Raw genomic sequence first — 11,576 nt, forward strand, 5'->3', positions numbered from 1 at the left:
GTCGACGTTGAGGACGAGGTCCGGTGAGCGCTCGAGCGCGTCGCGGTGGCGGCCCAACGGTGAGAGGTCGATCGCGGGACTCTCGCCGAGTGACCACGCTTATTACGACCGGTATGGCATCTCATGCCATGGATGTCGAGGCCTTCTTCGAGGGAATGCCGTTCGCCGACCTGCTGGGGATCGACGTCACCGAGTGCGCCGACGGCCACGCCGAGGGGACCCTCGAGGTAACCGAGGACCTCTCCTGGAACGCGGACGAGCTGCTGGCCCACGGCGGGGTCACCTTCACGCTCGCGGACACCGTCGGCGGCGCGGCGCTGGTCTCGCTGGTTGACCAGCCCGTGCCGACGGTCGACATGCGAATCGACTACCTCGCGGCGGGCGCCGGCGACCTCTCCGCCGAGGCCGACGTCGTCCGGTGCGGGAGCGACGTCGGCGTCGTCGACGTGGCCGTCTCCGCGGACGAGGACGGGACGCGCGTGGCGGACGCTCGAGGCGTCTACAAGACCGGGTAGCTCCGGTCCGTTGCCGCCCCGACAAACGCCGTCCGCTCGGTGCTAGAACTCGATCGGGGCACCCTCGTCGGCGGCCCGGTGGATCGCCTCGACGATCCGCATATCGACGAGGCCGTGGCGACCGTCGGGGTAGATCTCGGCGCCGGTCAGCACGCGGTCCGCGAAGTAGTCGAACACCTCCCGGACCTCCGTCTGTGCGTCGAACTCGCCGTGTTCGACCTCGACGGAGACGTCGCCGCGGGAGCATTTCAGGGTCGCCTCGCCGTGGAACGCCGGGTCGAGCTCGATCGTCCCCTCGGTTCCGGTCAGTTTCAGGTGGGTGTCCTCGTGGGCGCGCTGGCTCGAGGTCGTGATCACGTGAACGTCGTCCTCGAGCAACAGCGACGAGGACGCGCGCTCGTCGGGGACGTCGGCGAACGCCTCGTGGTGCGAGGACATCCGCGAGGCGACGCTTACGGGCTCTCGCCGGAGCAGGTACCGGGTGGTGTTGATCGAGTAGATCCCCAGATCCATCACCGAGGTGCCGTACCCCGTGAGGTCGGGATCGAGTCGCCACTGGTCGGGGTCGGGGTTCATCTCGAGCAGCGGCTGGCCGTTCGCCCCGTAGACCGAGACGGGCTCGCCGAGGAAGCCCGATTCGACGAGCGCTCGAGCCCGTCGGACCGCGGGCTCGGTCTGCATCCGGTAGGCGATCATCAGCGGGACGTCGCCGTCCTCGCAGGCCTCGACCATCCGTTCGGCCCGCTCGACGGTCGCCTCCATCGGCTTCTCGCAGAGGACGGCCTTGCCGAGCTCGGCGGCCGTCTCGGCGTACTCGAGGTGGAAGGCGTTCGGGGTGCCGACGTAGACGGCGTCGTAGGCGTCGCTCGCCGCCCCGTCGTGGTACTGGTCGTAGCTGATCCCGCGCTCGACGTCGTTCTCCTCGGCGAGCCGTTCGGCCTTTTCGGCCGAGCTGCTGACCAGCACCGACACCTCGCCGAGATCGGAGTCCTCGATCGCCGGGATCGCGACGTCGACGGTCCACCAGCCGAGTCCGATCAGCGCGTAGCGGACGGTGCCCTCCTCGGTGGTCTGCCAGTCCCGCTCGTCGTAGCTGTCGATCCAGTCGTGCATTCGCAAAACGGTACTCGAAGGAGGAATAAAACTCCTCACCCATCGCCGACGACCAGCACCGGTCGGGTCGCGAGCCTGACGACGGCGTCGACGGTGCTGCCGAGCAAGGCGCCCTTGAACGACGATCGGCCGCGAGCGCCGATAACGATCGCGTCGGCGTCACAGTCGTCGGCGTAGGTGACGATCTCCTCGTGGGGGACCCCGACCCGCACCGCCGTCTCGACCGGGACCTCGGCCCCGGCGGCCCGCTCCTCGAGGGTCGCCAGCGACGCCGCGGCTCGCTCGCGGAGGTGGCTCTCGACCTCGTCGGGATCGACGATGGCGTTGTCGTACTCGGTCCGGGTCTCGACGACGGCGACGCCGTACAGCGTCGCGCCGAGTCGGTCCGCGAGTTCGACCGCGTGTTCGGCCGCCACCGAGGCCGCCTCGCTCCCGTCGGTCGCGACGAGGATCGAGTCGTACATACCCCGGGCTACGACGGGAAGCGTCAAAGAGCTACGGCCCGCCGGCGGTCGCTACCGGTTGCGCTTCGGCATCGTCGAGTGTCGCTTGACCGCGTTCATGTCCGCCCGCTTGTTGGGCGGGGGCGCCATCGTCGAGTACCGAGAGGAATCGCTCGAGCCGAGACCGTCGTCGGAGCCCAGCAGGCCGTCGTCATCGTCTTCCTCATCTCCGCCGTCGTCGCCCTCGTCGTCATCGTCTTCGCCCTCGTCTCCGTCGCCGTCCTCGGAATCCAGAAGATCCCCGGCGGAGTCGAGAGGTCCGTCCTCCTCGTCGCCCCCGTCCGAACCGTCGTCGGCACCCGCGGCCGCAGCCAGCTGGTCCCGCACCGACTCGAGGTCGGCGCCGAACTCCTCGAACGACGAGCCCACGGCGTCCCGGAGGCGCTCCTCGAGTTCGTCGGCCGCGTCCGTCGACTCCTCGTCGGCCGTCCCGTCCCCGTCTTCGTCGCCGTCCGTCGACTCCTCGTCGGCTGTCCCGTCCCCGTCTTCGTCGCCGTCCGTCGACTCTTCGTCCTCGGGGTCCTCGTCGCCGTCTGCCTCCGCATCCTCCTCGTCCGCTTCGGAGTCGGCGTCGTCCTCGTCGCCGGTCGCCTCGCGGAGCCCGTCGATCACGTCGCCGAGCTCTCCCCCCTCCGATCGGTCGGCGAGCTTCGCGAGGCGGACCAGCCGCCGGAGCTCCTCGACGCGGTCGGGCTGGCCCTTGGTGATCGCCTCGGGGACGGTCTCGGGCTCGGTGCCGTCCTCGAGGGTTCCCAGCCCGACGGCCTCGAGCAGCGTCCGGGGATCGGTCTCCTCGAGGATGTCGGCCGCCTCCTCGGCCAGCTCGAGCAGGTCGTCGTCGGCGCCGTCACCGTCGCCGTTCTCGGGAACGGCGAGGGCGCCGCTTTCCGTGCTGGCGTCGTCGAGTATCGCCGTAATCCGGTCGTAGAGGTCGTCGGTCATGGTCGGAATAGTGGGAACCGATGGAGCTGCGTTAGCCGTCGTCCTCGTCGTCCGAGTCGTCGTTGTTGCCGGCGTCGTCTCCCTCGCCGTCGGAATCGCCGCCCTCGTCCGCGACGGCCTCGATGATCTTCTCGCTCATCTCCTCGCGGCTGAGGTTGGCCTTGACGCCGACGTCCTTGGCGACCGACTGCAGGTCCTGATAGGACATCACGCCGAGGAAGTCCTCGAGGGTCTCCCGGCGCAGATCCTCGAGTTCTTCGACCGACGGCTCCTCGGGTTCCTCCGCTTCGTCTTCGCCGTCGTCGGGCTTATCGCTTTCGTCGGTCGCATCCTCGGCGCTCTCGTCGTCCTCGGGTTCCTCTTCCGTCGGCTCGGCGTCGTCGTCCCCTTCGTCCTCGTCTTCCGCTTCGCCGTCGGTCAACGCGTCGGTCGCCGACGAGAGGACGTCCCGTCCGAGAACGTTGTCGATCGCCTCGCGGATCGCCGCGCGGATCGCGGCCACGATGTCGGCGACGAGCTCGCGGAGGCTCTTGCCGCTCTCGATCCCCTGTTTGAGGGAGTCCTGGACGTTACCGCCGATCGTCGCCCCGATCTCGCGGCCGAGCTGTTCGCCGAACTGACGGCCGACGGCCGCGCCGACCTCGCCGCCGTCGAGGTTGTCCTCGAGGCTGCCGTCCCCGAGCAGGTCGGCGACGTCGACCTGTTCGGTGACCTCGTCGGTAACCAGCTGTTTCAGTCCGCCGTCGTCGTCGTCACTCATCGCGCTCACCTCGCGTCGCTCGGCGCAGTGAACACGGCGGCACGGTTACTCTCCTCCGTCCTCGTCGCTTTCGTCCTCGCCGTTCGATTCCTCGGTATCGTCGCCCTCGCCGTCCGCGTTCTGATCCTCGCTCTCGTCGTCCGAGCCCTCGCTATCACCGCCTTCGTCGTCTTCGTCCGCGTCGCCTTCCGCCGCGTTTTCGTCCGCACCGCCGTCGTCTCCCTCGTCGCCTCCGTCCCCGGAGCTGAGCAGTTCCTCGACGACGAGGTCGCCGATCGCTCGACCCGCCTGCTCGCCGATCTTCCGGCCGACGATCGCGCCGATCAGGCCGCCCAGCGTCTCCCCGAGGGGCTCGTCCTCGCTGAGTTCGTCCTCCCACTGTGTACCCTCGACGAGCTCCTCGAGCTGGAGGTTCTCGCCGATCTCGTCGTAGTCGATCTGGTCGGTCAGCGACTGGGGTTCCTCGCTCATGTTACGCGCTCGCCTCCGCGTCGCCGTTCTGGTCGGTCGACGATTCGTCGCCCTCAAGCTGGTCGATCAGCGCCTGGAGGATCTCGCGGACCACCGTGGCGATGAACTCTTCGACGGGGAGATCCGGAATCAGCCCCCGCATGCTGTCGGTCATCGTCTCGATGGCCGAGGAGATGCGGCCCTGGGCGTCCTCGTCGTCCGCCTCGCTTTCGCCGTCGTCTCCCTCGGCGTCCTCGCCTTCCTCGCCTTCCTCGTCGCCGCCAAGCAGCGCGCTGACGAACTCCCGGGGCTTGCTCACCAGGGAGGTCAGCGCCTCCCGCGAGCGGTCGACGATCGAGGACAGCGCGTCGGCGGGCTTCTCGAGCAGCGACTGGACGCCGCCAAGCAGCTCCTGGGAGCCGTCGAGCAGGCCGGAGACCGCCGACAGGAGGTTCCCGACCAGGTTGTTCTCCCCGGGACAGGCCGAGACGTTGAGCACGACCGGATCCAGGTTGACCTCGAGGCCGAGCAGGTCGAGGAACAGCCCCTCGAGATCGAGGTGGAGCACGTTCGCGGCGTCGTCGTCCTCGTAGGACTCCTCGGCCTCGAGCTCGTGGCCGGCGGGCGCTTCCTCGGCCTCCTCGTCTTCGTCAGTCTCTTCGGCTTCCTCCGCCTCGTCTTCCTCGTCTTCGTCGGCTTCTTCGCCGTCTTCCTCGGTTTCCTCCTCTCCTTCTTCGGTCTCTTCGGCTTCGTCTGTTTCCTCGTCTTCCGCTTCGTCGGCCTCAGCGTCTTCCGCCTCGTCGGCCTCGTCGTCTTCCGCTTCGTCGGCCTCGTCGTCTTCCGCCTCTTCCTCGTCCTCGAGTTCCTCCTCTCCGCCGTCGGTCATCACGCGGCGCGGTCGGCCTTCGTCGTCGGTTAACACCGATCGAACGCCCGGTCGGTCGTCCACTGAATCCGAACGCTCCGCCGAGTCGTCGCACTCTCTGGTCGCTGTCATTATCTGGAAAGACAGACGAGAGTGTCCGTTGTGGTGGTTTGCCTTGCGTATGCGACTCCCGGGGCCGTTTCGGGGAGAGCGCGATGGATCGACCCGTCACGTCCCAGCGACGGCGTCACTCCGGATGCGTGACCGCTCCGGCGAGGGGAGTGTCTTCGGCGATGGTGGGACGGACCCTACGCCGGTTCGACCGCGACGTCGAACGTTCCGTCCCACCGGTAGCGTCGCCCGCCCCAGACGAACGTTCGGCGCGCCAGCCCGTAGGCGAGCAGGGGGATCGCCGCCAGCGCCACGGGGTAGGCCGCGAGGAACGTCCACCGCCGGATGCCGAACGCGGCGTAGATCGCGGCCGTCCAGAGCGTCGTCAGCGCCAGCATCGGAAGCGGAAACAGCGCGCAGGCGACGGTCAGCGCGGCCGCGAGTACCCCCTGAACGGCGGTTCCCGTCGGATCGTGGTACCGTACGATCTTGACGAACCGGGCCTGGTTCTCGAGGGTTTCGCGGGTCGAGCCGCCGATCGCGACGCGCCGCGTTCGCTCGACCGTGGTGAACTCGACGTGCTCCGAGAGGAGGCCGTCGTCGCTGACCGTCCGTCGGAGCTCGTCGAGAAACCGCTGCTCGTCGTCGAGGTCGGCGCGCTCGAAGACGAGCGACCCGCCCCAGGGAACGTTCGCGAGGAAGACGGCGAGCGTTCCGCTGATCGCGTGGGACGGCTCGAGCGCCGCGGCGAGCGGGTCCCGGCCGACGAACACCGGGAGCTCGGAGGTCGGTCCCCGGCGGTCGTAGTCGGTCCGCAACCCCTCGAGCCAGTCGGGCGGGTGGAAGAAGTCGTCGTCGGTCCAGACGATCCGCTCGGCGGCGGCGGCCTCCATTCCGGCCGCGATCGCGTTGGCCTTCCCGGAGCAGCCCTCGGGCTCGCCCGCGACGATCGAACGGACGCCGTCGCGGGCCTCGGCGCAGTCGGCGACCGACTCGCGGTGCTCGTCGCAGACGACGAGCAGTTCGTCGTCCGGTCGGAGCTGGTCGGCGACCTGCTCGCAGGCGTCGTTCCACCCCGTCGTCGGAAGGACGACGGAAACAGGCGTCGACGCGTCCATATCCCACCGTTCACGTCGCCCGTCATCAAACGACGGGTCGGCCGGACCGTCCACGGCCGACCCGACGAGACGTCAGGACCGTGGGTTACCGATCCGCTCGAGGAATCGGTCGAACGCCCCGCTCTCGGGGTGGACGTGGGCGTAGGTGCCAAGCGACTCGTGCTCGCGGAGGCCGTCGCGCTCGCCGTCGATACCGTCGCCTCGGACCGTCTCGAAGGCGAAACGGGCGTCGGCGTCGACGTCGGCGCTCGAGTAGTGAAACTCGTGGCCGCGGATCGACTCGCCCGCGCGGGCGGTCAGCGTCTCCTCGAGGGCCTCGAGCTCGACGTGGTCCAGCGCGCGGTAGCGGTCGTGCATCGTGACGTCGGCGGGCAGGATGCCGGCCATCTCGGCGCGCTCGCCCTCGGCGGTCGTCAGCGAGCGGCTCATCGCCATCAGCCCGCCGCACTCGCCGAACACGGGCAGGCCCTCGCTCGCGCGCTCGCCCAGCTCCGCGAGGGTGCCGCCGTCCTCGAGCGCCCCGGCGTGCAGTTCGGGGTAGCCCCCGGGGAGGTAGACGCCGTCGCAGTCGGGGACGGGGTCGCCGGCGACCGGCGAGAACGTCGCGAGGTCGGCCCGCTCGTTGAGCCGTTCGATCGTCGCGGGATACCGGAAGCAAAACGCCGAATCGCTGGCGACCGCGATCCGGGCGTCGACGGAGTCGGACGCCGCGCGGTCGTTGGCGGGCTCCGCCGGGACGGGCTCGCGCGCGACCGCGGCCAGGCGCTCGGCCTCGAGGGTCTCGGCCGCTTCCCGAAGCGCCTCGCGGGGCAGCGCCGCCTCCTCGCCCATCTCGAGGCCGAGGTGGCGATCGGGGATCTCGAGGTCGTCTGCGGGCGGGACCCGACCGAAGTACTCGAGTTCCTCGGGCAGGGCGTCCCGGATTCCCCGCTCGTGACGGCCGCCGTGGGCTCGCTGGGCGACGATGCCGGCGACGTCGATGTCACGACCGATACGGTCGGCGTACGCCCGAAAGCCAAGCGCCGTCGCGGCGACGCTTTCCATCCCCGCGCCGGCGTCGACGACGAGCACGACGGGAACGTCGAGCGCCTCGGCGACCATCGCCGTGCTCGAGCCGTCGCCGTCGTACAGTCCCATCGCGCCCTCGACGACGCAGAGATCGCCCTCGCCGCGGGCGTAGTTGCGTCGGAGCCCCTCGCGACCCTCGAGCCACAGGTCGAGCGTACGGGAGGGACGTCCCGCGAGGGCCTCGTGGTGGCTCGGATCGATGAAGTCGGGCCCCGCTTTCGCGGGCTGGACGGTATAGCCCGCGTCCTCGAGGGCCTGAATCGCCGACAGCGCCGCGACCGTCTTTCCCGCGCCGGAACTGACGCCGCCGAGCACGAACCCGTTCATGGGTACGCCCCCTCGGAGAATCGGCTTCAATCCGTCGGTGCGCTCGGCCGACTCGAGGGGCGGCTAGAAGAGGCGCGAACCGCAACCGGGCTCGAGAGCGCGCGCAACGCGCCGACCGCGGCGACGACGAGGGCGGCCGTCCGGTCCCCGAGTCGGTTCGACGGGACAACGTTATCCGCGCCCTCGCCGTGGCCGACGGTATGGCGAACGAACCACCACGGCGCGAGTGTCACCGCCGCGGCTGCGACGAACCGGCCCGGTTTCGCGTCCTCGAGCGCTATCAGGAGGAGACCGGAAAGGGCGCGGTCGAGGCCGAAGCCGTCCTCTGTCGGCGCCACACCCGCGAGGAGAGCCCCGCGAACCTCGACGGGGCCTACGAGGACTACGTGTTCCGCGTCGAACCGCTCGGGACGCGGTGAACCCGGTCGGCTCCCCGCCGACCGACGCGGGCGAGCGATCGCTCGCCGCGGATCAACACCCATTTGAGCCGGCTCTGCGGTTATCCGACGAGAAATGGCAACGGACGAGTCGGGATCGGGGGGGACGGACCGCGGCGACGGGATCGAGTACGACATCGACGACCGACCGCCGCTGGGCGAGTCGGTCGTCCTCGGCGTGCAACACTACCTCACGATGGTCGGCGCGAACATCGCCGTGCCCCTGCTGCTGGCGGCGGCGATGGGGATGCCCGACTCCGTCAGGCCGCAGTTTATCGGCACGTTCTTCGTCGTCTCGGGGATCGCGACGCTCGCCCAGACGACGTTCGGCAACCGGTACCCGATCGTCCAGGGGGCGCCGTTCTCGATGCTGGCCCCCGCGCTCGCGATCGTCGGCGTCGTCACCGCCGGCGCCGCGGGAGGGGACTGGCAGGCCGCGCTCGTCCAGCTACAGGGGGCGATCGTCGCCGCCGCGGTCGTCCAGGTCGCGCTTGGCTACCTCGGGCTCGTCGGCAAGCTCCGGCGGTTTCTCTCCCCCGTCGTCGTCGCGCCGACGATCGCGCTGATCGGGCTCTCGCTGTTCGACTCGCCCCAGATCGTGGGCCAGGACCAGAGCTGGTGGCTGCTCGGGCTGACCCTCGGGCTCATCCTGCTGTTCTCGCAGTACCTCGAGATCAGACACCGCGCGTTCCGGCTCTATCCCGTGATCCTGGCGCTAGGTCTGGCCTGGGGGATCGCCGCGGCCCTCTCTGCGGGGGGCGTGATCGAGGTTGGCCACCCCGGCTACGTCCCGCTGGGCGATGTCGCCGAGTCCCAGTGGCTCTTGCCGATCCGCCCGCTCCAGTGGGGGACGCCCGAGTTCACGACGGCGTTCGCGGTCGGGATGCTCGCCGGCGTGCTCGCCTCGATCGTCGAGAGCATCGGCGACTACTACGCGGTGGCGAACCTGACGGGAGCCGCGGCGCCCAGCGAGAAGCGAATCAACCACGGGATCGGCATGGAGGGGCTGATGAACGTCTTCTCGGGAATCATGGGAACCGGGGGGTCGACCTCCTACTCCGAGAACATCGGCGCGATCGGGCTGACCGGCGTCGCCTCGCGGTACGTCGTCCAGATCGGCGCCGCGGTGATGCTGATCGCCGGCTTCGTCGGCTACTTCGGCCAGCTGATCGCGACCATCCCCGATCCGATCGTCGGCGGACTGTTCGTCGCGATGTTCGCCCAGATCGTCGCCGTCGGGATCTCGAATCTGAAACACGTCGACCTGGACTCCTCGAGGAACGTCTTCGTCGTCGGCTTCGCGCTGTTCGTCGGCCTCGCGATCCCCGCATACATGGGGAACTTCGGCGACCCGATCGCGTTCCGGGAGGCGATCGGCCTCGAGGCGGCGATCGCGCCGCTGGTCGAGGCCGATCCCGTCGCCGGCACCGCGGTCGCGGTCTGGATCGGAGCGCTCGCGCAGGCCGTCGTCGACTCGGTGTTCATCGTCGGCTCGGCGGGGATGGCCGTCGGCGGACTGGCTGCGCTGGTGCTCGACAACACGATCCCCGGCACCCGCGAGGAGCGCGGACTCGCCCAGTGGGAGCGGCTCACCGAGGACGAGTCGGAGTTCGACTCCTTCTGGGACCGCTGGGCGGAAGCGTCCGACGACCGGGACTGATACGGATCGCTGTCTCGACGTCCCGGCGCAACCGCCGCTCGGATCGCGGTTGCGCCGGAACTGACGTACAGTACTCCGTACGAGAGCCGCGGCCGCCGGCCGGGGATCTATTAGCGAGCGGATCCAGAGGGAGGTATGACGGAACTCTCGCTCGAGGACGCGACGCTGTGGTACGACAGCCGCGGCGACGGCACGCCGCTGGTGTTTATCCACGGCGGCTGGCAGAACGGCCGCGCCTGGACCCCCCAGGTCGAGCGGTTCGACACGACCCACCGACCGATCACCCTCGACGTGCGCGGCCACGGCAACACCGGCGCGACCGACGCCGACGAGTACTCGATCGACCTCTTTACCGACGACCTCGAGGCGCTGCTCGACCACCTCGGACTCGAGGCGCCGGTGCTGTGTGGCCTCTCGCTGGGTTCGATGGTCGTCCAGAACTACCTCGATCGCCACCCCGACCGCGCGGCGGGCGCGATCCTTGGCGGCGCCGTCCGATCGATGCCGCCCGTCGAGCTCCCGCCCGGGACGAAGCCGCTGCTCTCCCCGATGCCCGCGCTCGCGGCGTCGCTGTCGATGAGCGGACCGGAGGCGACGTTTCGGTCGATGCTGACCTCGATCCAGGCGGTGACGGGACGGCGGTGGCTCTCGATCGACCCCGAGGTCCGGGCGACGACGATGGAGGCCGTCGGCGAGGTCGACTCCGCCGAGTACCGGAAGATTTTCGACGCGCTGTACCGGTTCGATCCCCCGTCGCTGACCCACGTCGAGACGCCGACGCTCGTGGTCCACGGCGACCAGGAGGCGCCCCCGGTCAAGCGACAGGGTCGCGAGATCGCCGCCGAGGTCGACGACGGCGCCTGCCTCGAGCTCTCGGAGTCGGGCCACCTCGTCAACCAGGACCGCCCGTCGGCGTTCAACGAGGCCGCCGAGACCTTCCTCGAGGAGCGAGCACGCCTCTGATCCCGTAACCGTCACGACCCCGAAGCAGTAGGCAGTGCCATCAAGAGGATGGGAGTGGTACGCACACCCACGTTCGAGTCCGACCGCGACGACCGATCCCACCATGAGTTCGAATCCGATTTCCGCCGACGCCGTCGTACCGACCCCCGAACGCTGGGCGAGCATCTCGCGACACGTGCTCAACAGCTACGCCGAGGCCAACAGCGCCGTGTTGGCCGCGATGGGCCTGCGATCGCCCGGCGAGTCGACCGCGACCGAGCCCGCGGTGCCGGAGGTCAGCTACGGCCACGCCGACTGGACGACCGAACGCTCGAGCGACAGTCTCGAGGCGCTGTCGGTCGGCGACAGCGTTCGGTTCACCAAGTCCGTCGACGAGGCCGACGTCGCCGCCTTCGCACAAGTCTCGGGCGACACCAACCGACTCCACCTCGAGTCGGCGTTCGCGGAGGACACCCGGTTCGGGGGACCGATCGCCCACGGTACCCTCGTCTCCGGCGCCATCAGCGCCGCGCTGGCGCGGTTCCCCGGGCTGACGGTCTATCTCTCCCAGGACCTCGAGTTCCAAGGACCCGTCGAGATCGGCTCGACGATCACCGCCGACTGCGAGATCGTCGAGGAGCTGGGCGGCGGTCGGTACCGCCTCCGGACGACCGTCGACTCCGAGGGCGAGCGCGTGGTCGACGGCGAGGCCGTCGTGTTGATCGAGGACGAACCCGAGTGAGGCCGCGGACCCGCTCGAGGGAC

The 11,576-nt window shown here is 69.7% G+C and carries 13 protein-coding genes; 5 read left to right on the forward strand and 8 right to left on the reverse strand.

Annotated elements, in window-relative coordinates; genetic code table 11:
* The first annotated feature begins 128 nt into the window (after positions 1-128).
* Complete coding sequence (locus C492_RS18315; protein WP_008426335.1) at positions 129-515, forward strand: PaaI family thioesterase; 387 nt, start codon at positions 129-131, stop codon at positions 513-515.
* Positions 516-557: 42 nt separating this feature from the next.
* On the opposite strand, the gene gfo6 is transcribed toward C492_RS18315, so the two are convergent.
* From gfo6 to C492_RS18355, 8 genes are all read right to left on the reverse strand, one after another.
* Positions 558-1,628, reverse strand: coding sequence for a D-xylose 1-dehydrogenase Gfo6 (gfo6, locus tag C492_RS18320; protein ID WP_008426336.1), 1,071 nt, complete (start codon positions 1,626-1,628; stop codon positions 558-560).
* Between the two features lie 35 nt (positions 1,629-1,663).
* Positions 1,664-2,092, reverse strand: coding sequence for a universal stress protein (locus C492_RS18325; RefSeq protein ID WP_008426337.1), 429 nt, complete (start codon positions 2,090-2,092; stop codon positions 1,664-1,666).
* 51 nt (positions 2,093-2,143) lie between these two features.
* Complete coding sequence (locus C492_RS18330; RefSeq protein WP_008426338.1) at positions 2,144-3,073, reverse strand: hypothetical protein; 930 nt, start codon at positions 3,071-3,073, stop codon at positions 2,144-2,146.
* A gap of 31 nt (positions 3,074-3,104) precedes the next feature.
* Positions 3,105-3,833 carry a hypothetical protein gene (locus C492_RS18335; RefSeq protein ID WP_008426339.1) on the reverse strand — a complete coding sequence of 243 codons (729 nt, stop codon included), beginning with the start codon at positions 3,831-3,833 and terminating at the stop codon, positions 3,105-3,107.
* Positions 3,834-3,878: 45 nt separating this feature from the next.
* Positions 3,879-4,304, reverse strand: a complete 426-nt coding sequence (locus tag C492_RS18340) for a hypothetical protein (protein WP_008426340.1) — start codon at positions 4,302-4,304, stop codon at positions 3,879-3,881.
* 1 nt (position 4,305) lies between these two features.
* Entirely contained in the window at positions 4,306-5,169 is an 864-nt protein-coding gene (locus C492_RS18345; RefSeq protein ID WP_239643457.1) for a hypothetical protein, read from the reverse strand.
* Between the two features lie 287 nt (positions 5,170-5,456).
* Entirely contained in the window at positions 5,457-6,377 is a 921-nt protein-coding gene (locus C492_RS18350) for a glycosyltransferase (protein ID WP_008426342.1), read from the reverse strand.
* Between the two features lie 72 nt (positions 6,378-6,449).
* On the reverse strand, positions 6,450-7,772 hold the full coding sequence (locus C492_RS18355; protein WP_008426344.1) for a cobyrinic acid a,c-diamide synthase: 1,323 nt from the start codon (positions 7,770-7,772) through the stop codon (positions 6,450-6,452).
* 200 nt (positions 7,773-7,972) lie between these two features.
* Here C492_RS18355 and C492_RS24905 point away from each other — a divergent pair, with 200 nt between their 5' ends.
* The 4 genes from C492_RS24905 to C492_RS18375 all read left to right on the forward strand — a co-directional run bounded on the left by C492_RS24905 (position 7,973) and on the right by C492_RS18375 (position 11,553).
* Positions 7,973-8,191: a hypothetical protein gene (locus C492_RS24905; RefSeq protein WP_008426347.1), complete on the forward strand. Its 219-nt coding sequence runs from the start codon at positions 7,973-7,975 to the stop codon at positions 8,189-8,191.
* A 94-nt stretch (positions 8,192-8,285) separates the two neighbouring features.
* Positions 8,286-9,869, forward strand: a complete 1,584-nt coding sequence (locus C492_RS18365) for a uracil-xanthine permease family protein (protein WP_008426349.1) — start codon at positions 8,286-8,288, stop codon at positions 9,867-9,869.
* A 135-nt stretch (positions 9,870-10,004) separates the two neighbouring features.
* Positions 10,005-10,832, forward strand: a complete 828-nt coding sequence (locus C492_RS18370) for an alpha/beta fold hydrolase (RefSeq protein ID WP_008426351.1) — start codon at positions 10,005-10,007, stop codon at positions 10,830-10,832.
* Between the two features lie 103 nt (positions 10,833-10,935).
* Positions 10,936-11,553: a MaoC family dehydratase gene (locus tag C492_RS18375; RefSeq protein ID WP_008426353.1), complete on the forward strand. Its 618-nt coding sequence runs from the start codon at positions 10,936-10,938 to the stop codon at positions 11,551-11,553.
* Positions 11,554-11,576: the final 23 nt, after the last annotated feature.

Source organism: Natronococcus jeotgali DSM 18795, from assembly GCF_000337695.1.
GTDB lineage: Archaea > Halobacteriota > Halobacteria > Halobacteriales > Natrialbaceae > Natronococcus > Natronococcus jeotgali.

Excerpts from the sequence above, each read along its gene's own strand:
- C492_RS18315 (WP_008426335.1), top strand. The coding sequence starts at position 129 with ATGGATGTCGAGGCCTTCTTCGAGGGAATGCCGTTCGCCGACCTGCTG.
- gfo6 (WP_008426336.1), bottom strand. The coding sequence starts at position 1,628 with ATGCACGACTGGATCGACAGCTACGACGAGCGGGACTGGCAGACCACC.
- C492_RS18325 (WP_008426337.1), bottom strand. The coding sequence starts at position 2,092 with ATGTACGACTCGATCCTCGTCGCGACCGACGGGAGCGAGGCGGCCTCG.
- C492_RS18330 (WP_008426338.1), bottom strand. The coding sequence starts at position 3,073 with ATGACCGACGACCTCTACGACCGGATTACGGCGATACTCGACGACGCC.
- C492_RS18335 (WP_008426339.1), bottom strand. The coding sequence starts at position 3,833 with ATGAGTGACGACGACGACGGCGGACTGAAACAGCTGGTTACCGACGAG.
- C492_RS18340 (WP_008426340.1), bottom strand. The coding sequence starts at position 4,304 with ATGAGCGAGGAACCCCAGTCGCTGACCGACCAGATCGACTACGACGAG.
- C492_RS18345 (WP_239643457.1), bottom strand. The coding sequence starts at position 5,169 with ATGACCGACGGCGGAGAGGAGGAACTCGAGGACGAGGAAGAGGCGGAA.
- C492_RS18350 (WP_008426342.1), bottom strand. The coding sequence starts at position 6,377 with ATGGACGCGTCGACGCCTGTTTCCGTCGTCCTTCCGACGACGGGGTGG.
- C492_RS18355 (WP_008426344.1), bottom strand. The coding sequence starts at position 7,772 with ATGAACGGGTTCGTGCTCGGCGGCGTCAGTTCCGGCGCGGGAAAGACG.
- C492_RS24905 (WP_008426347.1), top strand. The coding sequence starts at position 7,973 with ATGGCGAACGAACCACCACGGCGCGAGTGTCACCGCCGCGGCTGCGAC.
- C492_RS18365 (WP_008426349.1), top strand. The coding sequence starts at position 8,286 with ATGGCAACGGACGAGTCGGGATCGGGGGGGACGGACCGCGGCGACGGG.
- C492_RS18370 (WP_008426351.1), top strand. The coding sequence starts at position 10,005 with ATGACGGAACTCTCGCTCGAGGACGCGACGCTGTGGTACGACAGCCGC.
- C492_RS18375 (WP_008426353.1), top strand. The coding sequence starts at position 10,936 with ATGAGTTCGAATCCGATTTCCGCCGACGCCGTCGTACCGACCCCCGAA.